Raw genomic sequence first — 22,535 nt, 5'->3', positions numbered from 1 at the left:
GACACCCTTATGTCACGGTCAACGCGTGATGTCGCTCACAGCCTTCTTCAAGGGGCGCTCGTCGAGAGTGGTGCGCAGGGCGGTGATGAAGGCGGTGGTGGCGGGCGGGTCGGGTGGCTCGCCGAACGCCGCCAGGTGGATCCGGCGCCGCGCGGCGGCCAGCTCGGTGGCCTTGACTCCGTCCGCGTGGTGGGTGCGCAGAGCCAGTCCCGGCATGGTGGTGACGCCCAGCCCGGCGGCGACGAAGGCCTGCTGGACGAGGATGTCGTCGCTGCTGTAGGCGATGCGGGGGGTGAACCCGGCGTCCTCGCAGATCCGGACGAGGTCGCCGCGGCAGTTCGGGCACCCGGCGATCCAGGCCGAGTCCCGGTGGTCGGTGAGGGTCTGCCCGGGCTCGCGGCTGAGCAGGTACACCGGGTCGTCGAGCAGGTAGGAGTAGCGGATGCCGTCGTCCGGCATCGTGTCCTCGTACGAGAACATGATGGCCAGGTCAGCCGATCCCTCGCGCAGCATCCGGCGGGCGGCCGTGGGATGGGCGTCGCCGAGGTGCAGTTCGATGTTCGGGTACGACTCGCGCAGAGCCACGGCCGCCGGGGGGACCAGGACGCTCAGGGCGGAGCTGAAGGCGACGATTCGGACCCGGCCGGTGCGCAGCCCGAGCTGGGCGGCCAGTTCGGCGTCGGCGGCGTCGACCCGGCCGACGATCTCCGTGGCCCGGCGGGCGAGCAGTTCTCCTTCGGGGGTGAGCCGGATGCCGCGCCCCACGCGCTGGATGAGCCTGGCGCCGGTCGCCGTCTCCAGTCGCGCCAGGTGGTGGCTGATCGAAGGCTGCGAGTAGTGCAGGGCCTTGGCGGCTTCGGTGACCGAGCCGTGGGCGGCGACCGCGGCCAGGACGCGCAGCCGGACGATATCGAGCATTCATCAAGGGTATCTATGGATTTTCGCCAATAGTGGCATTAGACGCATGTGGCACCTCATGGGCAGACTCGGCGGTGAGATCACCTGGAGGGTCGCCGATATGTACACGTACCGGGAACTGTTCCGCACGCCCGAGTTCACGCCGCTGTTCGCGGCCTCGTGCGCGCAGGTGGCCTCGACCACGCTGAACGGGCTGGCGCTCGCCACGCTGGTGTACGCCCGTACGGACTCGGCGCTGCTGGCGGCGCTGGGCATGTTCGGGCCGTCGTTCGCCGAGTTGGCCGGCGCCACCCTGCTGCTGTCGGTGGCCGACCGGGTGCGGCCGCGTACGGCGCTGACACTGACCGCGCTCGCCGGCGGCGCGGCCAGCGCGGCGCTGGCCGCGCCGGGCATGCCGTTGTGGGCGATGTTCGCGGTCATCCTCGCGCTGGGCCTGGTCAACTCGATCGGCAGTGGCGTCCGGTACGGGCTGCTCAGCGACATCGTGCCGCCGGACGGGTACGTGCTCGGCCGCTCGGTGCTCAACATCTCGGTCGGCGCGATGCAGATCGCCGGGTTCGCGGTCGGTGGCGTCCTGCTGGCAGTGGTGTCGCCGCGCATGACGCTGGCCATCGGTGCGGCGCTGGCTTTCGTCGCCGCGCTGGTGCTGCGGTGCGGGCTCGGCGCCCGGCCGGCGCGGTCGGTCGGGCGTCCGTCCGTCGCGGCCACCTGGCGGGTCAATCGTCACCTGCTGTCCACGCGTGCCCGCCGGGCCGTCTATCTGTCGATGTGGGTGCCCAACGGGCTGGTGGTGGGCTGCGAGGCGCTGTTCGTACCGTACGCGCCGGGGGCGGCTGCCGTATTGTTCGTGGCAGCGGCGCTGGGGATGCTGTTCGGCGATCTGGCGGCCGGGCGGTTCGTGCCGCCGGGGGCGCGAGGGCGGTTCGTCACCCCGTTGCGGTTCCTGCTCGCGGCTCCGTACCTGCTGTTCGCGCTGCCGCTCGGCACGCCGGTCTTGGCCGGCGCCGCGGCGGTGGCCTCGGTCGGCTTCGCCTCCACGCTGCTGCTGCAGGAGCGCCTGATCGCGCTGACCGGCGAGGACGTCCGCGGCCAGGCACTGGGCCTGCACGTCAGCGGAATGAAGGCGATGCAGGCGATCGGCGCCACGCTGGCCGGCCTGATCGCGCAGTACGTACCCGCGGGCGCGGCGATGGGCCTGATGGCCGTGGCGGCGCTCGCCGTCACCGCGGCCCTCAGCCCAGGTCTGCGGCTGTCGGATCCGGTTCAGTCGCTCCGTCGGACCAGCCCGGCTGACGGCTCCACGCCGGTTGAATCGCGCAGGCCTTCCTTAGATCACGCCGCGTAACAGGTGAAATCGGTGCCGTCCGGGTCCAGAAGCAGGAGCCAGAACTCAGCACGCTTCGCAGCGTCGAGAACGTGGTGCTGGCTCCGTCCCAGGTACACCAGTGGCCACAACGGGCCGCGCAACGAAGAAGGAGAACCACCATGACGCTCCAGCGGATGGACAACGTCGGCATTGTCGTCGACAACCTTGAGGCGGCCATTGCGTTCTTCGTAGAACTCGGCATGGAGTTGGAGGGCAAAGGGCAGATCGAGGGCCTCTGGGCGGACCGCACCGTCGGACTCGACGGCGTCCGCTGCGACATCGCGATGATGCGGACCCCAGACGGCTACGGCCGGCTGGAACTGGCGAAATACCTCACCCCCGCGGCGATCGGCGCCACACCGCACAACCCGCCGCACAACACGCTGGGCATGCATCGTGTCATGTTCGCCGTCGACGACATCGAGGACGTCGTTGCCCGCCTGCGCACTCACGGCGCCGAACTCATCGGTGAGCTGGCCCAGTACGAGGACAGCTACCGGCTCTGCTACGTCCGCGGCCCCGAGGGGATCATCGTCGCGCTGGGCGAGCAGCTCAGCTGACAGCCCGTCGCGGCCGACCTGCGACCAACCAGAACGATCCGTTGGACGGACCAAGAAAACGACAATGAAAGAGATGACCGTGCGATCGAACGAAGTCACCGAGGTTCTGAACCGACCGATCAGCCAGGAACTGCTGGCCCGCGACCTGACCCGCTTGGCCTACGTCGCCAACGATGGCACGCCCCGTAATGTCCCGATCGCGTTCGCCTGGAACGGCTCGGAGATCGTCATGTGCACGGCGAAGAACGCGCCGAAGCTCCTGGCCCTACGCAACAACCCGATGGTCGCCCTGACGATCGACACCGAGGTGCACCCGCCCAAGATCTTGCTCATCCGGGGCCGGGCCGAGCTGGACTTCGTCGATGGCATCCCGGACGAGTATCTCCAGGAGACCAGCACCTATGAGATGACGCCCGAGCAACGGGTTGTGTGGGAGGCGGAGGTGCGTTCGCTCTACCACGACGGCATGGTCCGGATCGTCGTGACCCCGACGTGGGCGAAGCTGATCGACTTCGAGACGACCCTGCCGAGCGCGGTCGAGGAACTGCTCCGACAGCGGGAGGAGCGTCAGCGCGGCTGAGCGGGGGAGGGGGCGGCCAGACAGTGGCATCGCCCCCCTCGTGAACCGGGGTCAGAATGTCGCGATCGGGTTGACTGGGCTGCCGGACGTACCGGCGAAGCGGACCGGCGCGACCGCGAGGTGGAAGTCCCACTGGCCGAGCTCGGCGGCCGTCGTCGCGCACGCCTCCAGGTCGCAGTTGTCGAGCAGCCACAGACCCATCGCGACGAGGCTCACGGCGTGAACCGGCATCAACACGTCTTCGTACCCCGACGGCTGAACGTCCTGGGGGGTGTCAGCGCCGATCAGCGCCACTCCCCGTTCATGCAGCCACGGCAGGCAGGACGCGTGCCAGCCGGCCTGCGTGAAACCGCCGGCCGCACCGGCCTCGTGCCGGACGCGGCCGTAGCCGGTCCGCAGGAGTACCGCATCGCCCGATCGCACCCGCACACCCTGGCGACGCTCGGCCTCCTCGAGGTCGTCGGGATACACACCCTGACCCGGTTCCAGCCACGGCACATCGCGGACCCTCGCGATGTCCAGCAGGACGCCACGCGTGATGATCCCGTTCGCCGCCGCGGTGACGGCCGCCCACGCCGATCCCGTCGCGGCGTCGACCAGCGAGTGCGACCGCCCGTTGTACATCGTGCCGTCCCAGAAGATGTGACACGGCGAGTCGATGTGGGTGACGGTGTTGCCGTGGAACATGATGCCGAGCCGCTCGTTCGAGAAGCCCCAGCGCCGGTCGTTGTGGAATGCGGGCACCGGCATGTTCTCGGCACCCGGCATGTCGGCGGCGCACGGGCACGCCGTCGTCGACCGCTCCATGTCTTCCGGTACGGCGACCTCCCACGCGCACGACACACTCCTGCCGTGGCGCACGGCCCGAGCCGCCGCCAGCCGGACGTCGTCGGTGATGTGGTTCAGGGTGCCGAGCTCGTCGTCGTCGCCCCACCGTCCCCAGTTCGACAGCGTGTTGAAGTACCCGAGCACGTCGTCCTGTGTGGGCATCGGTCGCTCTGCCGTCATCCCAGCATCAACTCCTCCGGTCACGTGGTTCGAGGCAGCGCAGGAGCCGCCCGACACGCGAGTTTTGCGGCGCTTCAGGATGCGGAAGATATTCTCACAGCGCGTTTGGTGCGGCGGGAGGTCTGCTGGTGAGCGTGGTGGCCGAGGACGTGAGATTCGGTGTTCTCGGGCCGCTCCGGGCCGAGGTCGGCGGTCGCCCGGCAGGGCTTGGCGGACCTCGCCAGCGGGCCGTGCTGGCGCTGCTGCTGATCGCGCGGGGCAGGAGCGTCTCGGCGGAGCGGATCCTGTCCGAAGTGTGGGAGGGTTCGCGACCTCCCTCCCTGACGACACTCCATGGATACGTCGCCGATCTGCGCAGGACCCTGGAGCCGGAAAGAGCGCCCGGCGCCCCGGCCCGGTTGCTGGTGCGTGAGGGGCCCGGATACGCCCTTCGGGCAGTACCCGCCGCGGTTGACGCCGAGCGCTTCACCGATCTGGCCGCTCGTGGCCGGCGCGCGCTGGACGGTGGCGAGCCGAGACTCGCCGCCGACCTGCTCGGACAGGCGCTCGCGCTGTGGCGAGGTCCGGCCTATGCCGACTTCGGCGGAGCCGCCTTCGCGGTGCCCGACGCGACCCGGCTGGAGGATCTGCGGGCCACCATCCGCGAGGACTGGCTCGCGGCCGTCATCGCGTCGGGGGAGCACGCCGCCGCCGTGGGCGAGCTGGAGGCGGTGATCGCCGAGCAACCGCTGCGGGAGCGCGGCTGGGAGCTGCTCGTCCTCGCCTTATACCGGTCAGGACGGCAGGCCGACGCGCTCGCCACCCTTCGAGCGGTACGCGGAAGGCTGGCCGACGAACTGGGCATCGACCCGGGACGCGGCCTGCGCGACCTGGAGGCGGCCGTACTCGCCCAGGACCCGCGGCTGGCCCCGGTGCCGGCTGAGCCCACCCGCATGTCATACCCTCCGGCCGCGGCTTCGGCGCAGCCTTCGGGCAATCTGCCGTTCGCACTGTCCAGCTTCGTCGGCCGCGGCGGCGACCTCACGGCCATCGCGTCCCTGCTGGACGGGCACCGGCTGGTCACGCTCACCGGCCCGGGCGGGGTCGGCAAGACCCGCCTGGCCTTGGAGGTCGCACGCGCCCGTACCGACGCCGACGGGCCCTGGCTCGTGGAACTGGCCGGTCTGCACGCGCCCGAACTGCTCACCGGGACCATGGCCGCCGCCCTTGGGCTGCCCACCGCGGCGTCCCCCGATCAGCTGGCCGGGATGATCGCCGACCGTGACATGCTGATCGTCCTGGACAACTGCGAGCATCTGCTGGTCCCCGCCGCCATGCTGGTCCACACCCTGCTGACCCGCTGCGGCACCGTACGGATGCTGTGCACCAGCCGCGAACCCCTGGGCATCTCGGGTGAGACGGTCTACGAAGTACCGCCGCTGGATGCCGCCACGGAGGCCGCGGACCTGTTCCTGCGCCGTGCGGCGGCCGTCTCGCCCGGCTGGGCGGCCGAGCCGGGCGACAGGGAAAGGATCGCCGCCCTGTGCGTACGGCTCGACGGCATCCCGCTGGCCATCGAACTCGCCGCCGCGCAGAGCCGGGCGCTGTCCGTGGCCCAGATAGCCGATGCCGTAGCGGACCGCTTCACCTTGCTGGTGGACGGATCAGCCGGACGGCCGGACCGTCATCGCACGCTACTGGACACGGTCGCCTGGAGCGATCAACTGCTGCAGCCGGCCGAACGCCGGCTCTTCCACCGGCTCGGCGTGTTCGAAGCCGGCTTCGACCTGGAGGCGGCCGCCGCTGTGGGAGGGGTCGATCCCGTCCTGGCGCCGCTGCTGGGGTTGGTCCGCAAATCGCTGGTCACCGCGGAAACCGGCACGGCGCCACGCCGCTACCGGATGCTGGAGACCTTGCGCCAGTACGCCCTGGCCTCGCTCTCCGCCGATGAGCTGGCCCGGGCACGGGAACGCCACCGCGCCTGGGTTCTGGCCCGGGCCGAGAACGCCGAACGTCATCTCCGCGGCCCGCAGGGAGCGGCGTTGCTGAACGGGCTGACCCGCGATCAGGCTGAGTTCCGGGCCGCGTTCGCCTCGTCGCTGGCGGCAGGTGACGGCGAGTACGCGCTACGGCTGGGCGGCGCGCTGTTCTGGTTCTGGTTCCGCATGGGTCATGTCGCGGAGGGCCTGGCCTGGCTGTCCGAGGCGTTCGCGGCGGCCCCGCGAGCCGGCGCGGATGTGCGGGCGCGTGCCCGGTTCGCGGTCGTGGGACTGCACTACCTGGCCGGACAGCCGCCACAGGCGTACCAGGCGGCCCGTTCGGCGATGGGGGAGGCCCGTCAGGCGGGCGACCCGGTGACGGAGGCGCTCGCGACCGCGTACGCCGCCTACCTGGGGCTGCTGACCGGGGCGGCGCTCGACGCCGAGGCTCTCGCCCGCGAGGCCGTCGAGGTGGCCCGGCGCAGCGGCCTGGACTGGCTGGAAGCGGAAACGCTCATGATCCAGGGCATGGTCCTGCGGCTGCTGGGGGATCTGCCGGGCGCCGACAGCGTCTTCCAGAAGGCCATCGGCGCCGCTCGCGCCAGTGGCCACGACTGGGCGGCGGACGGGGCGGCCTGGTGCGAGATGAAGACGGCCTCGGACCGCGGGGACGGCGCTCGGGCACTGGCCATCGCGGCGGACATCCTGGCCACGATGGACCGTTACGGAGACATCTCCTTCTGGCTGGTGACGGTGCACAGCGCGGCCCGCGCCCTCGCGCTGACCGGGCAGGCCGAGCACGCGGCCGTGCTCATGGGGGCCGTGGAGGCCATTGGCAAGCGAGCCGGCGTCTCCCCGGAGCTGATGGACCCGTTGGACGGGCCGCGCGAGGCCGCCGCCGTACGCGGGGCACTTCCGCCGCAGGAGTACGAACGTCACGCGGCCCACGGGCGCGCGATGTCCCGGCGGGACGCGAGCGCCCTGCTCACCTCACTCATTCGCTGATCGGGGCGTTCCAAGTGAGCCTTGGAAGTCGCTGGGAAAGCCGGTTCCCACCGGCCTCGAAGCAGGCCGGCCCACTCTCGTTGTTGTGAACGCGGCGCCGCCTGGTCCGGGCGGCCGAACAACGAGGTGAATCATGATCAAGCGGATGATCCGTACTGCGGTGGCGCCATGACAAGCATCGGACACCCGCCTACCGGACACGCCGTCGTCGCGGGAGCGGGGATCGGCGGGCTCCTGGCGGCCAGGGTGCTGCGCGAGACGTTCGACCGGGTCACGGTGATCGACCGCGACGCATTGCCCGTCCAGGGTGTCCCCCGGCGGGGTGTGCCGCAGGGGCATCACGCGCACGGGCTGCTGTCCCGGGGCTGCGAGATCCTCGAGGAGCTGTTCCCCGGGCTGCCCGCGGACCTGGTCGCCGCGGGCGCCACCGCCTGCGACATCCAGGACGACGTCCGCTGGTACAACGACGGCCGGCTGCTGCACCCCGCGCCTTCGCGGCTGCGCGGCCTGACGGTGAGCCGGCCGGAACTCGAACGGTACCTGCGGTCCCGCGTCGCGAATCTTCCCGGCGTGATGATCCACGAACGCTGCGAGGTGGTCGAGCCGATCGCCGGCGGGGACGGCGCGGTCACCGGAGTACGCCTCCAGCGTTCGGGGCACCGGCCCGAGGACATGGCGGCCGATCTCGTGGTGAACGCCGTGGGCCGGGGAAACCGGGGCGCGGAGTGGCTGCGCCGGCTGGGATACGAGCCCGCGCCGGAGGAACGTGTCGACTCCGGGCTGCAGTACGTCTCGCGTGAGTACCGCCGGCGGCCGGGCGACGCCGACTTCGCCGCCATGGTGGTGGGGCACAGCGCGTCGGTCCCCAGGGGTGGGGTCGCACTCAGCGGCGAGGGAGACCGCTGGCTCGTCACCCTGTTCGGCATGGGCGACGACGTCCCACCCGTCGACCCGGACGGGTACCACGGGTTCGCCGCCCGGCTTCCGGTCCCGGACCTGCACCGCCTCCTGAAGCGCCTGGAACCGCTGGGGGAGCCGCGGCGGATGCGCATTCCCGTGAGCATCCGGCGCCGCTACGAACGGATGGGCCGTTTCCCCGAGGGCTATGTGGTGTTCGGCGATGCCCTGTGCCAGTTCAATCCCAGCTACGGGCAGGGCATGACGGTGGCCGCCTGCGAGGCCGTCGCCCTGCGTGAGTGCTTGGCGGACGGCCGGCGCGACGGCCTGGCCCGCCGCTTCTTCGAGCGGGCGGCGCGGATCATCGACGTGCCCTGGGACCTGTCGGTCGGTGGTGATCTGCGGTTCCCGTCCGTCGAGGCGCCACGCCCGCTGCGCGTGAAGCTGCTCAACCGCTACATCGCCCGCCTCCACGTGGCCGCGGCAGCGGACCCGGTGGTCGGGCACGCCTTCCTGAGCGTCGCCAACCTGCAGGCCCCTCCACAGCTCCTGTTGTCGCCCGGTGTCCTGGCCCGCGTGCTCCGGCCGCGGTCCGGCGGCGGCCCGGGACACCTCCGACTTCCGGCCCGGGAGCAGATCCCGGCCGGTCAATGAAGTCGCGGCTCATCCCGAGCCTCGGCATCCGAAACCCGAGTCGGGGCTCATCCCGAGCCTCGGCATCCGAAACCTGAGTCGGGGCTCATTCCGAGCCTCGGCATCCGAAACCCGAAAGGACATCATCATGTTCAAGAACATCACCGCGGGCATCATCCTGGCGACCGCCGTGGCCGGTGGGCTGACGGCCATCGCGGCTCCGGCCTCGGCGGCGACGGCCGGCGCGGGCAACGCGGTCTGGGTCGAGCCCGGCGCCACCAGATCCTTCCTGGTCATGTGCCCTTCGTACGCCCCCACGATGCTGACCGGGACGATCAAGATCACCGCCGTCACCGGAGTGTCGGTCTCGACCAGCCTGGACACGGACTCCGATGCTTTCAGCCGCGACATGCTCACGGTGACGGCCACGAACGGAGACGCCGTCCGCCGGTACGTCTCGGTCACGGCCACCTGCTCGAGCTGACCGTCTCCACAGCCGCACCAGGCACCCGTTCCCGCCCCTTCCTGGGCCGCAGCCCTTCGATTACTCTCGCAGGAGATCTTCATAACGTGCGAGAGGGAGGCCGATGGGTGGGGTCGCTCCCGATATCGTGCGGTTCGGGGTGCTCGGTCCGCTCCGGGCCGAGCTGGCGGGACAGGCGGTCGGCCTGGGGGGTCTACGACAGCGGGCAATCCTCGCTGTCCTGCTGATCGCCGGGGGCAGGATGGTCTCCGCCGAGCGGATCACGTCCCAGGCGTGGGAAGGCTCACCACCCTCCTCACCGACGACCCTCCACGCGTACATCTCCCAGCTGCGCCGGGCCCTGGAGCCGGAACGCCCGGCCGGCGCTCCGCCCCGGCTGCTGGTCCGTGAGGGGATGGGGTACGCGCTGCGGACGGATCCGGCCGCGGTGGACGCCGAGCGCTTCGCCGACCTCGCCATGGCGGGGCGGCGGGCGTTGGACGGCGGCAGACCGGGCCCCGCCGTGGAAGTGCTCACCGAGGCGCTGGAGCTGTGGCGTGGTCCCGCCTACGCGGACTTCGGCGGGGCCGGTTTCGCCTTCACGGAAGCGGCCCGGCTGGAGGACCTGCGTGCGGCCGCGTACGAGGACCGGCTGGCCGCCACCATCGACCTGGGCAGGCACGCCGCGGCGGTCGGCGAGCTGGAGGCCCTGGTGGCCGAGCAACCGCTGCGCGAACGCGGCTGGGAGCTGCTCGTCCTCGCCCTGTACCGGTCTGGGCGGCAAGCTGATGCGATGGCGGCGCTGCGCACGGCACGGCGACGGCTCGCTGACGAGCTGGGCATCGACCCCGGACCCGCGTTATGCGACCTGGAGTCCGCGGTGCTCGCCCAGGACCCCCGGCTCGACCCGCCGCCCGCCCGCTCCGCCGGAACCGCCGGCGCTCACGTCGGCGGCGCCACTCCCGCCGCTACCGGGCCCCGCACCGCCTCCGTCGCCTCTGACAACCGTCCGGCGGCGGCGCCCGCCGGTAACCTGCCGTTCGCCTTGTCCAGCCTCGTCGGACGTACAGACGACATCGCCACCGTGGAGCGTCTGCTGACCGAGTACCGGCTGGTCACCCTCACCGGCCCGGGCGGAGTGGGCAAGACCCGCCTCGCGCTGGAGACGGCCAGAGCCCGTACCGACAGCACCGACGGGCCGTGGCTGGTCGAACTGGCCGGCCTCACCTCACCCGAGCTGCTGCCCGCCACGATCGGCACCGCCGTCGGCATCCCCGGGGCATCCTCGGCCGAAGACCTGTCAGCCGTGCTCGCCGGACGGCGGCTGCTGCTGGTCCTCGACAACTGCGAACACCTGCTGGACGCGGTCACCACCCTGACCGGTGTGCTGCTGAGCCGCTGCGGCGGCCTGCGAGTGCTGGCCACCAGCCGCGAAGCGCTGGGCGTCGAGGGCGAGGCGGTCTACGAGGTACGGCCGCTCGACCCTGACGGCGATGGCGCCGAACTCTTCCGGGAACGAGCTGCCGAGCTGTCCACATGGTCCCCCGACGTGGACGACCTCGACCGGATCCCCGGGCTCTGCGCCGGCCTCGACGGCATTCCGCTCGCCATCGAACTGGCCGCCGCGCAATGCCGGATGCTCTCCATCGGCCAGATCGCCGACGCCTTGGAAAACCGCTTCGGCATCCTGGTCGGCGGCCCTCTCGACCTGCCCGCCCGGCATCGTGCGCTGGAGTCCACGATCGCCTGGAGCCACCGGCTGCTCGAACCCGAAGAACGGCGGCTCTTCCACCGGCTGAGCGTGTTCGCCGCCGGGTTCGACCTCGACGCCGCCGGCGTGGTCGGAGGCCAGACTCCCGTGCTGCCTCCCTTGTCGGCCCTGGTCCGCAAGTCGCTGGTCGGTGTCGAGCCCGGGACCGCTCCACGCCGCTACCGGTTGCTGGAGACGCTGCGTCAGTACGCGCTGCGCGAACTCGACCTGGACGACCTCGCGCGGACCCAGCAACGGCACCGTGCCTGGGTCCTGGCCCAGGCGGAGAGCGCCGAGCGCAGGCTCCACGGCCCTCAGGCGGCCGTGCTGCTGGGCCGGCTGACCCGGGAGCAGCCGGAGTTCCGCGCCGCCTTCGCCTCCGCGCTGGCCGCCGGTGACGGCGACTACGCGCTGCGATTGGGCGGAGCCCTGTACTGGTTCTGGTACCGCATGGGCCACATCGCCGAAGGCCTGTCCTGGATGTCGAAGGCTTTCGCCGCGGCGCCGCACGCCGAGCCGGCGGTCCGGGGGAGGGCCCGGCTCGCCGTCAGCGGGCTCAGCTATCTGGCCGGGAATCCGGTGCGGGCGTACGAGTCCGTCGTGCTGGCGGAGCAGGAGGCACGGGAGGCCGGTGACCTGGTGGTCGAGGCTTCCGCGCGGGTCTACCAGACGCACTTCGGCGTACTCGCCGGAATGCCCGTTGACGCTCCGGCGCTCGCCCGCAGCGCGGTCGAACTCGCCCGGCGGGCCGGCGAGGACTGGCTGGTGGCCGAGGCGCTGATGGTTCAGGGCACGCTCGCCCGCGTTCTAGGAGATCTTCCGGCCGCTGCCGCGATCCTGGCCGAAGCCATCACGACTGCTGACTCCTGCGGCCACGACTGGGCGGCCGGCTCCGCCGCGTGGGCCGCCATGAAGACCGCGTGCGATCGTGGTGACGGCCGGCGTGCTCTGGAGATCGCCGCCGGCATCCTGAACGCGCTCGACCGTCACCAGGACGTCACCTCCAGGCTTGTGCTCATCCACACCGCCGCCCACGCCCTCGTACTGACCGGGCAGGCCGAGCAGGCAGCCGTGCTGATGGGCGGTGTGGCGGCGGTCGGCCGCCGGGTGGGCTTCTCCCCCGAGTTGATGGACCCGATGGACGGCCCCCGCGAGGCCGCCGCCGTACGCGAAGCCCTCCCGCAGGACGAGTACGAACGCCTGACGGCCCGGGGACGCGAACTGTCCCTGGCGAAACTGACCACCCTCCTGGTGAGCCTGCTCACGATCCGCTCATAGGTGGGCCGGCAGCCTGTCCAGCGGCCGCGCGGGTCAGGGCAACCGCGCCGGCAGGCCGCGCGGGTTGACCTTCGCGACGATCAGCGCCGGGGCCGTGGATGTCTTCACGGTGGCGAGCGCCTGGTCGAGCTCCGCCGCAGTGTCGACGGAGTGGGTGGACCGGACGCCGAGGCTGTTGGCCAGCTTGACGAAGTCCCATTGGTTGAGCAGGACGTGGGGCTTCGGTGGCACCCTGGGATCGCTGAAGTAGTGCGAATGGAGGCCCACACGGCGCCGCACAGGAACCCGTCGCGGCCCTTGACCGGCAGGTTCCAATACATCATCAGAACCGCCTACACGATGTTCAAGGCCTGCATCGGCAAGGGCTTCGGCGTCTCCGAGTGTGACAACTACAGCGTCAACGCCACCTCAGGTATCGAGGTGGTGCACGACCGCGTGCCAGGGCTGTTGCCGCAGCGCGAATACCTGCGGCGTCTGCCGTTCGAGGGGCACAACACTTCCGGATGCAGGTACCGGACGTTGCTCGTCGAACCGCCCATCTTCATACCCAGGCTGGAACGCGACCTGAGGGCGCGCGGCGTCACGTTCGTGAATCGGAGATTCATCAACAGCGCGGACGTGCTCACGTCCTTGACGCAGAAGGTGATCATCAACTGCACCGGGCTCGGCGCGAAGGAGCTGTGGAACGACTCCGAAATGCTCTCACTCAGAGGACAGCTCGCGATGTTGCGGCCGCAGCTCAACATCCACCACCCGCGCAACGAGCGCCTGGTCGATCCGAGGTTGTCGATCTCCACCTGACCCAGAGCGGTGGGCGTGACCGGGGTGGACTGTCACCGCCGCCGGCGTGTCCGCACCTGCGGGATCAGGTCCTGCTTCGACGGTTCCGGGCGTTCGACGCGGGTGGGATTACCGCGTACGAGCTCATCGTGGACACGCCACCGGGCGGCGATGACGGCGCGCTCCGCCGCCTCGTCGCCATGCTCTATGCGCTCCCGCAGCAGCCGCATGGCGATCCGGCGATTGAGGGTGAACTGCCGCTCGGTGTCGACAACGACGACGAGCCCCGTGGGCCGGTGGGTCGCTCGTACTGCCGTGCTGGCCTTGTTGCGATGTTGACCGCCGGGGCCGCCGGTGCGGCAGGCGACGATGTCGACGTCTCCTTCCGCGAACGTCGTACGCGGGGCGTCGACCTGGCACGGTTGGGAGATGACGTACCAGTTCTTCCGGCCGGTGTTGACCCGGTAGGGGCTGGGCGCCTGCCAGCACAGAGTTCCGGTCCATGAGGCGGCGAACGCCTCGGAGCCGTCTCCCGCGATCCGGATGAGGACCGATCGGTAGGTGCCGGGCCGGTCACCGGGAGCGATATGGGCCCGGTGAGTCTCCAGATTCTGCTGGGTGGCGTCGGCTTCCAGGCGGTGCAGCAGCCGGGCCAGCGCCCAGGCACACTCCTGTGGGCCGCGCCCGGCCGACAGGAGCAGGTGGACGCTCACTGTCAGATGGTCGCTCACCGCCTGGTCGCTCACCGCCGCCCCCGCTTGCGGCGCTGCTCCCGGCCGGCCCTCTGGGGCGCCGACCCGAGGTCGGGCGTCTTGTAGGTGACCAGCGGGATCGTGGTGGCCACGGGCGTGGCCAGGTCGTGCTCGACGAGGTCGGCGATCACTTGCTCGATGCGCTTGTACGCCGTCGGCGCCTCCTCGAAGAGCAACTGGCGGTCGCCGCACACCACCAGCGATCCCACCGGTGTGCGGCGCAGTTCTTCGACCGTGTGCTTGGCCCGCCCGCGGCGCAGGGCGTCGGCACGGGACATCTTGCGACCGGCGCCGTGCGCCACGGAATGGCCGGCGCCCGGCCCGGCGTGGGCGGCCACGAGGTAGGAAGGGGTGCCGCGCGTACCGGCGATGAGCACGTCGCGGCCGTCACCCGGCGCCGCTCCCTTGCGGTGCAGGTAGATCCCGTCGCGGATTTCGACCAGGTTGTGGCATTGGTCGATGATCGGCTCGGTGGGCTCGGCCCCCAGGGCATGGGCGACCCGGGCGGCCAGCAGCCGCCGGTTGAGTGATCCCCAGCGTACGGCGTCGTCATGCATTGCCAGGTAGGTCTCGGGATCAGGGGCGGGGCCCGCGCCGTGGACCTCGGTGTGCGCGCGCAGGATCCGTTCGCCCAACCCTCGGGAACCGCTGTGGACGATGAGAACCAGGTCATCGGCGGCGAGCCCGAGTCGGCTCGCGTGGTCCGGCTCGAAGACGGTCCCGATTCGCGCCAGCTCGACGAAGTGGTTACCTCGGCCGACCGTCCCGAGACCTTCGACGTGACCGGCGGGAATATCGCCCTTCACAACCGCCCAGGCCGGGTCGTCGGCATCCTGCTCAGGGTCGAGCGCGCGATCGAGGTCGGGGAACCGGGCGGCGAGCTTCTCGGGCACGGCACGCTTGAGCTTGACGGGGAACACGGCGATCCCGCAACCGATGTCGGAGCCCACCAGGAACGGGTACAGGATGGTCGACGCCATGGCGGCGCCGATGGGGGCGCCCTTGCCGGGGTGCAGGTCTGGCATGGCGGCGACGTGCGTCATGCCGTCGAGGGCGGCCACCTGATGGCATTGCGCGACGGCATCGGACTCGATCCAGCTGGTGGGGGAGGCGAACACGGTGACCGTGGCCGTGGGGAAAGGGTGCTGAGACAAGGACGCTCTCTTCGCTGAACAGGGGTATGGGCGTGCGGCATCACGGCGGCGAGTGAGCGCCGTGGCATCTCGAAAGAGGGGGTGCTGTCCGTCAGAGCCTCATGGACACCACATTCCCCTGAGCCCGCCAATCGGGGCAAACGGTTTTCGGCCGTACGGGCTTGCGTGTCCGCACGCATCCTTACCCACCGACGCGCGGGTGCGCTGCGGTCGACACGCTGGGGTCGACACGCTGAGGCCATGGCGGATGAGCGCACACTTACTGGGCCGATGTTCACCCGGCCTGAGCCGCGCGGCCTTTCCTGACCTGTTCCGGAGCCTGCTGGCTGATGTGCCGCGGAAGAATTCCCGGCAGTTGGCCGATCACAGCGGGCACGTCAAGGCCTATCGGTTCGAGCATCTGCTGAACGGCGCCACATGTGGTGCTGTCGGTGACAAGTGACAGCGTTTGTCGGTCTCCTGCGACAGCGATCGTTTCGGCAGCAAGACGATGTCTTCGCTGGTTAGCGGCCATGGGAGTGGTGTACGGGTTTCAAACCTATTCGTCACCTTGATACCCGTGAGGGAAGATCGACTGCTGGAGCGGCAGCGGCGCGCCGAACGGGCGCTGGCCTCGGTGGTGGCGACCCCGTACCTGCTGGGCGTCTCGACCCGGCGGGTGGAACGGCTGGCCGAGCAACTCGGGGTGACCAAGCTGTCGAAGTCGCAGGTCAGCGTGATGGCCCGGGAGCTGGATCAGATGGTGAGCGAGTTCCGTAACCGGCCGTTGGATGCCGGGCCGTACACGTTCGTCTGGATCGACGCACTCACACAGAAGGTGCGTGAGGGCGGGCGGACGGTCAACGTGCACGCGCTGGTCGCGACCGGCGTCAACGCCGACGGCCACCGCGAGATCCTCGGCATCGACGTCGTCTCCAGCGAGGACGGCGCGGGCGGCCATCGTGGACCAGTTCACCTACGGCGGCAACATCCATTCCCTATTGAATGTGCGTGTCGATGTACGTCGAGAGGGATCGCAGAGTGACGAGTCGGCGGGTGTTCTGGATACCGCAGGACGCGGTGCGGAGTGGGGTACGGCGGCACTTGCTGGAGGGTTGGGAGGACCTGCCGTCCCGAGAAGACGCGGCCGTGATACGCGTGAGGTGCCGCGGCTCGGCTGGCCCACGGCGCGCCTGTGGTGGCGGTGAACCGCGCAAGGCGGATCTGGTGCCATGAGGAGGAGGGCCGCAAGGAAGGAGGCCGGTGATGACCCGACCCGTCGGTATCGACCTGGGCACGACGAACTCGGTCGTGTGCGTGCTGGAAGGCGGTGAGCCGACCGTTGTCACCAACACCAAGGGCTCGCGGACGACCCCTTCGGTGGTCGCGTTCGCCAAGAGCGCTGACAGGCGGCGTGCCCGCCATCGAGATCGCGGCCCGGACTGGGGCCGTTCCGATGACTACCTTCCCCGGGCAACCATGGCCAGGAGGTCGAACGTGAGACCGGCGGCGGCCAGCGCGGTGATCTGAGCGTGGTCGTAGGCGGGTGAGACCTCGACGACATCCGCACCGACGATGTCGAGGTCCGCGAGGGAGTACAGCAGCAGCTGAAGCTCCCGAGTGCTCAGTCCGCCGGGCTCAGGGGTGCCGGTCGCGGGCGCATGGGCGGGATCGAGCACGTCGATGTCGATGCTGATGTAGACCGGCCGATCAGCCACTCTCTCCCGGAGCCGGTCGGCGGCGTGCTCGATGCCGCGCCGCGCGACGTCGAGTGTGGAGATCGTCGCGAATCCCAGCTCCCTGTCGTCCTCCAGATCCTTGGCGGCCGGGGTTGTGTGGCGGATGCCCACATGGGCGCAGTGGTTCACCGCCAGCAGTCGCTCCTCGGTGGCCCGGCGGAACGGAGTGCCGTGAGTGAGCCGCGCACCGAACATGTTGTCCCAGGTGTCGAGATGGGCGTCGAAGTGGATGAGTGCCACGGGGCCGTGGTGCCGATGGGCGGCTCGCAGCATCGGGAGGGCGACGGTGTGGTCGCCGCCCAGAGTGATGATCCGGTCAGCACTTCGGTAGAGCCGCTGAGCGGCCGACTCGATCTGACTCACCGCCTCGGCGATGTCGAAGGGAGTCACGCCGACGTCACCGGCGTCGGCGATCTGCAACCTCGACCACGGCTCGATCTCGAGCCCGAGGTGGTAGGGCCTCAGGAGTTTGGAGCCGGCGCGAATGGCCTCCGGGCCGAATCGTGCGCCTGGCCGGTAGGTGGTACCGGCATCGAACGGCACGCCGAAGATCGCGACGTCGGCCCGGGAGACCTCGTCGAGCCGCGGCAGGCGGGCGAACGTGGAGGGCCCCGCGAAACGCGGGAGCTGCCTGATGGAATCGGGCGGTCCGACGATCCCTGTGTCGCCGGACTCCGCGAGCTCGTCCTTCTCAACGCTCGACAACGCGATTCTCCTCCCAAGGTGACCGGCCCCCGTCTTCTGGGCCTCACAGTAGTCAGAGCTCTCTCCCGGGCATTCGGTCGATCGCACGAGGGATTCGCGCCGCTTCCGGCCTTCGGCACAATGCGCCGATACCTGGTGAGGACAATGATGCGAAGGTCGGCATAACACCCACGAGTGAGGATTCCGCTTGCCTGAGAATGCATCGGATGCGTATGCGTCCTCGACTCCAGACCTGCTCGGCGCCTTGGACGGAGAGCGCCGGCGATTGGGCATCCCGGGTGCCGTCGTCCACGTGAGCGGTCCGTCGTACGGCAGTTGGACCCGTGCGCTGGGCGTCTGCGATCTGGCCACCGGGGTGCGGCTCACCGCCGGCAGCCGCATGAGGATCGGGAGCCTCACGAAGACCATCGTGGCGCTGATCGTCCTACGCCTGGCGGAAGCCGGAGACCTCTCCTTGGACGATGAGATAGAGGTCCATCTGGCAGAGCCACAGGTCCCGCGAGGAGTCACCGTTCGCCGTCTCCTCGACATGACCTCGGGCCTGCCCGACTACACCTCGGAGGAGTTCGTCGCCGGTCTGCTCCTCGAGCCCGACCGGCTCTGGACTCCCTCCGAGCTGCTCAAAGTCGCCCTGCGGAACCCGCAGCAGTTCGAGCCCGGCACCTCCTGGGCGTACTGCAACGCCGGCTACATCATGCTGGGAATGCTCATCGAGCACGTAACCGGCGCACGAGTCGAGGACGTCGCGCGCCGGCTGGTCTTCGACCCCCTCGGCATGAGGGAGACCGAGCTCCCGCCGCTGACGCACGACGCCGCCGCCCTGCCGGATCCTCGGCTGCGTGGGTACCACCGCCGGGACGGCGAACTCGTCGACGCGACGCGCGTCAACCCGTCCTGGGCGTGGACCGCCGGTAACGCGGTGTCCACCGTGGGCGACTTGAGACTGCTCATCGAGGCATCGGTGCGCGGCGACCTCCTCCAGGAGCAGACCCGGCGTGAACTCATGCGCACCCACCCGGTGCCCGACAGCACCTTCACCTACGGCCTCGGCATCGCGAACTTCGACGGCATGTGGGGCCACAACGGCGAACTGCCCGGATTCCAATCGTTCGCCGGCCACGATCCGGCGACCGCGATGACCGTCGTCGTCCTCACCAACCTCGACGACCACTCCGCGGACCTGCTCGCCGCGTTCCTGCGCACCCGGCTCGCGAACTCTGCCGGCTCATGAGGAAAAAGCCGACACCCGAGGATTCCACCGGGCCGGAGGCGTCCGGGAACCTGTCGCTCCTCCTCGAGGATCTGAGCAGACTCGTTCGTACCGAGTCGCCGTCGACGGACCTGGACGCGGTCGGCCGCTCCGCGCGGGTGGTCGCGGACTTGGTTCATGAGCGCTTGGGGCGTCGGCCAGAGATCCTGTGCGTCGACGGAGTCGACCATGTCCTGCTGCGCGGGGCCGATCCGAAGGTCATGCTCCTCGGGCACCACGACACCGTATGGCCGCTCGGCACGTTGGACGAGCTGCCCTACACCGAAACTGCCGGCGTCGTCAGTGGCCCGGGCTGCTTCGACATGAAACTCGGCCTCGTCCAGGCGATCCACGCTCTCGCGTGGCTGCGGCGATGCCGCGGCACCGGCGTCCTCGACCAGGTGACCCTTCTCATCACGGGCGATGAGGAGCTGGGGTCCACGACATCACGGGCACTGATCGAGCAGGAAGCAGGCCGCTGCCGGGCAGCCCTCGTGCTGGAGGCGGCCGGCCCCGGCGGCGCACTGAAGACGGGGCGCAAAGGCGTGTCCCTCTACCGGATCGAAGTGCTCGGTCGTGCCGCGCACAGCGGTCTCGATCCGGAGAAGGGCGCGAACGCGACCATCGCGATCGCCGAGGTGGTGCTGGCGATCGCCCAGCTCGCTGACCCGGCGGCCGGTACGACCGTCACCCCGACGGTGATGAGCGCGGGCACGACGCCCAACACCGTGCCCGCGACGGCCACCGTGGCTGTCGACGTCCGGGCCGGCACCGCCGAGGAGCAGCACCGCGTGGACCGGGCGATCCGCGAGGTCACGCCCGTTCTCGTCCCGGCGGAAATCCGGGTGCGGGGCGGAATCAACCGGCCGCCCATGGAACGGAGCGCGGCGGCGGCGCTGTTCAGCCAGGCACAACGAATCGCACGCCGCCTCGGCCATCCTCCGCTGGAGGAGATGACGGTCGGCGGCGCATCGGACGGGAACTTCACCGCGGGTATGGGAGTGCCCACCCTGGACGGGCTCGGTGCCGTCGGCGGCGGCGCCCACGCCCGCGACGAGCACGCGGAGATCGCGTGGATCCTCCCGCGTACGCGACTGCTCACCACCCTCATCGAAGAACTCACAGGTAGGAGCGCCGGGCCTCAACGGCGGGCGGAGAGCACCTGACGCGCGCGCTCGCTGCTCGCCGCGAGTTCGTACAGGACTGTGATGAATCCGAGGAGATCCGCCGACGCCGTGAGGACTGTCGACACCGTCCGGTCGGCCGTCCGGGTGCAGCCGGGGATGCAGGCGGCGAGCTCGGCGGCCACCGGCGAGGGCAGGTCGACCTCGACCTCGAACGACGGGGGCGGCGGCGGACAGCTAAGTGCCGACGCGCGGGCCACGGCATCGGCGGCCCCTTCCCGCACCAGGTTCCTCGCCACGCTCGGCGCGACGGAGTCCGTGGCCGAGAATCCGTGTGTCTTCTTCACGGTCACGATCGTGGCCTCGGGGAAGATCTCGGTCGCGATCGCGCCGATGACGTCATCGCCGGTGACCAGGCCCACCGGGACACCGAGCGATGCCGCGTACAGGGCATTGACCTCGGCCTCCGACACCGGTGATCCGTTGACTCTGACCTCACCGAAGTAGGCGGAGAAGGTGTGCGCCAAGAGCCCGGGCGTGCCGGCCGGCGCGTGGTAGCCCACGAAGAGCGCCACGGCGCAGTCCTCGGTCAGGCCCTCGGCCATGCACTGGGCCTTGGGCTGCCCGAAGACCAGCCGCGCCCTCGGGTCGAGGCGCTCGTGGATCAGGTTGTCCATCGTCCCGTGGGAGTCGTTCACGAGCACGCTCGTCGCTCCGCCGTCGAAGGCGCCCGCGATCGCGGCATTGGCCTCCTCGGTCATGAGCTCCTGGGCTCGTGGGTAGCCGTACCCGCCGCGCACGATCTGGTCGAGGGTCGCGATGCCGGCGACGCCCTCCATGTCGACGGAGATGTACGCCTTCATCGCTGAGCTGCTCCTTCGTCGGTGCCACGCGTCACTCCCATTGTTGTCGAGGCTTTCGCGCCAACACTGGGTCGATCGACCGAATCAAATCGGACACAGATGTACGATCACACAATGCAAGGCGGTACGAGCAGTCCAGCGGACCTGGGGCGGGTGGTCGAGCGGCTCGGCTCGACACTGCTGACCATCAAGGCGGGGCCACGTCAGCCGGCTCGTGCCGTGACGACCGTCATCCTTCACGATCCTCTGGACCAACCCGACGTCCCGCCGGACGCAGTGGTGCTGGGCGTCGGCGTGGCGGCTGACGACAGCTTGGTCACCCTGGTCAGAGCGCTGGGCGAAGCCAGGGCCACGGCCCTCGTGATCCGGGAGCCGCTGGCCGTCGACGAGGAGGTCGCCCGCGAGGCGGAGCGCGGCAAGGTGTCCGTCTTCGGCCTGGTGCAGGGCGCATCGTGGATCCAGGTGGCGACGTTGCTGAGCGGCGCTCTGCATCTCGGTGCCGATGGGGCGCCCGCTGTCGGCGGCGATGCGGACCGAGACCTGTTCGCCCTGGCGAACTCGCTGTCGGCTCTCCTCGACGCCCCGGTCACCATCGAGGATCTGTCGTCGCGGGTGGTCGCCTTCTCGGCCGACCAGGCCGGCGCCGACGAGCCGCGCCGCCTGACGATCCTCGGCCTCCAGGTGCCGCAGATCTACAGCGAATACCAGAGAGAACAGGGCATGTTCCGCCGCGTGTACGCCTCGGAGCGACCGGTGTTCATGCAGAACCCCGCCCCCGGCACCCGTCCTCGGGCGGCGATGAGGGTCCAGGCGGGCAATGAGCTTCTCGGCTCCATCTGGGCCGCCGTGGCAGGGCCGCTCACCCCCGAGCGGGAAACCGCCATGATCGAGGCAGCACGGGTGATCGCGCTCGAGATGCTGCGTGCCCGCGTCAGCGCCGATGCCTCCCAACGACTCGGAGTCGCCCTGCTGTCCATGCTCCTTGAGGGAGGGACCGGCGCGCGCGAAGCCGCGCAGCAGCTGGCCTTCGGTTCGTCGCCGGCCTGCGTCCTGGTCCTGGGGCCGCTGCAGTCCGACGACGAGGTCCGCACGGCGGCCGACATCCAGCGAACGGCCTCCGCATTTCGGACACACCTCAGGCCCACCTATCCGCGTGCCATCGTCGCCCAACTCGGCGGCGCGGTCTACGCCGTCGTCCCCGTGCGTGCCGCGGCCGCCCCGGCGCTGGCCGCCATGAAGGACCTGGCCGCCGAGTTCATCGCCCGTCTGGACACCACCACCGAGTTCTGCGCCGGACTCGGCGGCATCGTCGAGGACGTCAGCGAACTCGGCTCATCCCGGCGCGATGCCGATGCCGCGATGCGGGTGCTGAGCTCCAATCCGCGCGCGGGCAGACGCGTCGCGTCACTGGCGGACGTGGCGATCGAGTACCTCCTGCTCCGCCTCGGCGACCTGATGGCAGCCGACCGCATCGAACTGACCGGCCCGCTCGCCGACCTGGAGGACTACGACACCGAACACGACACCCAGCTGGTGCCGACACTCCAGAGCTGGCTCGAGCACTTCGGGGACGTCGCCGCCGCGGCACGAGCCGTCCACGTGCACAAGAACACGTTCCGATACCGGCTCGGCCGGATCGAGACGATCGGCGGCGTGGATCTGGCCGACCCCGACGAACGATTCGCTCTGATGCTGCAACTCCGCCTCGGCCCCGGTCGGCGATCGCCGCGGCCACCCGCGTAGCGACCGGGACCGCGTCAGCCGGTCCCGGGTT

At 70.3% G+C, this 22,535-nt stretch carries 19 protein-coding genes and 2 pseudogenes; 13 read left to right on the top strand and 8 right to left on the bottom strand.

The features are described from left to right. Nucleotides 1–18: 18 nt before the first annotated feature. Complete coding sequence (locus tag ACIBO2_RS24010) at nucleotides 19–918, bottom strand: LysR family transcriptional regulator (RefSeq protein WP_358542164.1); 900 nt, start codon at nucleotides 916–918, stop codon at nucleotides 19–21. 46 nt (nucleotides 919–964) lie between these two features. On the opposite strand from ACIBO2_RS24010, the gene ACIBO2_RS24005 reads away from it, so the two are divergent. The 3 genes from ACIBO2_RS24005 to ACIBO2_RS23995 all read left to right on the top strand — a co-directional run bounded on the left by ACIBO2_RS24005 (nucleotide 965) and on the right by ACIBO2_RS23995 (nucleotide 3,424). After that, nucleotides 965–2,263: an MFS transporter gene (locus tag ACIBO2_RS24005; protein ID WP_358542162.1), complete on the top strand. Its 1,299-nt coding sequence runs from the start codon at nucleotides 965–967 to the stop codon at nucleotides 2,261–2,263. A 155-nt stretch (nucleotides 2,264–2,418) separates the two neighbouring features. Further along, nucleotides 2,419–2,844, top strand: a complete 426-nt coding sequence (locus tag ACIBO2_RS24000) for a VOC family protein (RefSeq protein ID WP_358542279.1) — start codon at nucleotides 2,419–2,421, stop codon at nucleotides 2,842–2,844. A gap of 73 nt (nucleotides 2,845–2,917) precedes the next feature. Further along, a complete protein-coding gene (locus tag ACIBO2_RS23995) occupies nucleotides 2,918–3,424 on the top strand; it encodes a pyridoxamine 5'-phosphate oxidase family protein (RefSeq protein ID WP_358542160.1) in 507 nt (168 codons plus the stop codon). Between the two features lie 51 nt (nucleotides 3,425–3,475). On the opposite strand, the gene ACIBO2_RS23990 is transcribed toward ACIBO2_RS23995, so the two are convergent. Next, on the bottom strand, nucleotides 3,476–4,432 hold the full coding sequence (locus ACIBO2_RS23990) for a cyclase family protein (protein WP_358542158.1): 957 nt from the start codon (nucleotides 4,430–4,432) through the stop codon (nucleotides 3,476–3,478). 128 nt (nucleotides 4,433–4,560) lie between these two features. Between ACIBO2_RS23990 and ACIBO2_RS23985 the strand changes: the two genes are divergently transcribed. The 4 genes from ACIBO2_RS23985 (at nucleotide 4,561) to ACIBO2_RS23970 (ending at nucleotide 12,416) form a co-directional block, all read left to right on the top strand. Then, complete coding sequence (locus ACIBO2_RS23985; protein WP_358542155.1) at nucleotides 4,561–7,395, top strand: BTAD domain-containing putative transcriptional regulator; 2,835 nt, start codon at nucleotides 4,561–4,563, stop codon at nucleotides 7,393–7,395. A 168-nt stretch (nucleotides 7,396–7,563) separates the two neighbouring features. Next, complete coding sequence (locus tag ACIBO2_RS23980; RefSeq protein ID WP_397299271.1) at nucleotides 7,564–8,946, top strand: NAD(P)/FAD-dependent oxidoreductase; 1,383 nt, start codon at nucleotides 7,564–7,566, stop codon at nucleotides 8,944–8,946. Between the two features lie 127 nt (nucleotides 8,947–9,073). Beyond that, the gene (locus ACIBO2_RS23975; RefSeq protein ID WP_358542151.1) at nucleotides 9,074–9,409 is read left to right on the top strand and encodes a hypothetical protein; all 336 of its coding nucleotides are present in this window, start codon (nucleotides 9,074–9,076) and stop codon (nucleotides 9,407–9,409) included. A 103-nt stretch (nucleotides 9,410–9,512) separates the two neighbouring features. Beyond that, nucleotides 9,513–12,416: a BTAD domain-containing putative transcriptional regulator gene (locus ACIBO2_RS23970; protein ID WP_358542148.1), complete on the top strand. Its 2,904-nt coding sequence runs from the start codon at nucleotides 9,513–9,515 to the stop codon at nucleotides 12,414–12,416. Nucleotides 12,417–12,449: 33 nt separating this feature from the next. On the opposite strand, the gene ACIBO2_RS23965 is transcribed toward ACIBO2_RS23970, so the two are convergent. Beyond that, nucleotides 12,450–12,647 (bottom strand): thiamine pyrophosphate-dependent enzyme, encoded by a 198-nt coding sequence (locus ACIBO2_RS23965; RefSeq protein ID WP_397299267.1) that lies wholly within the window; start codon nucleotides 12,645–12,647, stop codon nucleotides 12,450–12,452. A gap of 24 nt (nucleotides 12,648–12,671) precedes the next feature. Here ACIBO2_RS23965 and ACIBO2_RS23960 point away from each other — a divergent pair, with 24 nt between their 5' ends. Next, a complete protein-coding gene (locus ACIBO2_RS23960) occupies nucleotides 12,672–13,217 on the top strand; it encodes an FAD-dependent oxidoreductase (RefSeq protein WP_397299264.1) in 546 nt (181 codons plus the stop codon). 32 nt (nucleotides 13,218–13,249) lie between these two features. Here the strand turns inward: ACIBO2_RS23960 and prfH are convergent, their stop codons facing one another. The 3 genes from prfH to ACIBO2_RS23945 form a co-directional block, all read right to left on the bottom strand. Then, complete coding sequence (prfH, locus tag ACIBO2_RS23955; RefSeq protein WP_358542143.1) at nucleotides 13,250–13,942, bottom strand: peptide chain release factor H; 693 nt, start codon at nucleotides 13,940–13,942, stop codon at nucleotides 13,250–13,252. Beyond that, nucleotides 13,939–15,102, bottom strand: coding sequence for an RNA ligase RtcB family protein (locus ACIBO2_RS23950; RefSeq protein WP_397299261.1), 1,164 nt, complete (start codon nucleotides 15,100–15,102; stop codon nucleotides 13,939–13,941). Before ACIBO2_RS23950 ends, prfH begins: the two co-directional genes overlap by 4 nt. Before the next feature lie 274 nt (nucleotides 15,103–15,376). Further along, nucleotides 15,377–15,616 carry a hypothetical protein gene (locus ACIBO2_RS23945; protein ID WP_397299258.1) on the bottom strand — a complete coding sequence of 80 codons (240 nt, stop codon included), beginning with the start codon at nucleotides 15,614–15,616 and terminating at the stop codon, nucleotides 15,377–15,379. Nucleotides 15,617–15,670: 54 nt separating this feature from the next. On the opposite strand from ACIBO2_RS23945, the pseudogene ACIBO2_RS23940 reads away from it, so the two are divergent. Further along, nucleotides 15,671–16,036 (top strand): annotated as a pseudogene (locus tag ACIBO2_RS23940) (transposase); the annotation flags it as partial. 311 nt (nucleotides 16,037–16,347) lie between these two features. Then, a pseudogene (locus ACIBO2_RS23935) lies at nucleotides 16,348–16,488 on the top strand (Hsp70 family protein); the annotation flags it as partial. Nucleotides 16,489–16,541: 53 nt separating this feature from the next. Here ACIBO2_RS23935 and speB read toward each other — a convergent pair. Continuing rightward, nucleotides 16,542–17,525 carry an agmatinase gene (gene speB, locus ACIBO2_RS23930; protein ID WP_225301984.1) on the bottom strand — a complete coding sequence of 328 codons (984 nt, stop codon included), beginning with the start codon at nucleotides 17,523–17,525 and terminating at the stop codon, nucleotides 16,542–16,544. A 187-nt stretch (nucleotides 17,526–17,712) separates the two neighbouring features. On the opposite strand from speB, the gene ACIBO2_RS23925 reads away from it, so the two are divergent. Both ACIBO2_RS23925 and ACIBO2_RS23920 read left to right on the top strand, forming a co-directional pair. Further along, on the top strand, nucleotides 17,713–18,756 hold the full coding sequence (locus ACIBO2_RS23925) for a serine hydrolase domain-containing protein (RefSeq protein ID WP_358542136.1): 1,044 nt from the start codon (nucleotides 17,713–17,715) through the stop codon (nucleotides 18,754–18,756). After that, complete coding sequence (locus ACIBO2_RS23920) at nucleotides 18,753–19,940, top strand: M20 family metallopeptidase (protein WP_397299256.1); 1,188 nt, start codon at nucleotides 18,753–18,755, stop codon at nucleotides 19,938–19,940. Before ACIBO2_RS23925 ends, ACIBO2_RS23920 begins: the two co-directional genes overlap by 4 nt. Here ACIBO2_RS23920 and ACIBO2_RS23915 read toward each other — a convergent pair. Further along, entirely contained in the window at nucleotides 19,916–20,761 is an 846-nt protein-coding gene (locus tag ACIBO2_RS23915) for a M55 family metallopeptidase (RefSeq protein ID WP_358542131.1), read from the bottom strand. The two genes, ACIBO2_RS23920 and ACIBO2_RS23915, sit on opposite strands and share 25 nt — an antisense overlap. A gap of 114 nt (nucleotides 20,762–20,875) precedes the next feature. Here ACIBO2_RS23915 and ACIBO2_RS23910 point away from each other — a divergent pair, with 114 nt between their 5' ends. After that, entirely contained in the window at nucleotides 20,876–22,504 is a 1,629-nt protein-coding gene (locus ACIBO2_RS23910) for a helix-turn-helix domain-containing protein (protein WP_358542129.1), read from the top strand. Nucleotides 22,505–22,535: the final 31 nt, after the last annotated feature.

This window comes from Nonomuraea sp. NPDC050022 (genome assembly GCF_044460705.1).
Lineage (GTDB): Bacteria > Actinomycetota > Actinomycetes > Streptosporangiales > Streptosporangiaceae > Nonomuraea.
The sequence above is the reverse complement of the archived record's forward strand: the minus strand, read 5'-3'. Positions and strand labels throughout refer to the sequence as shown.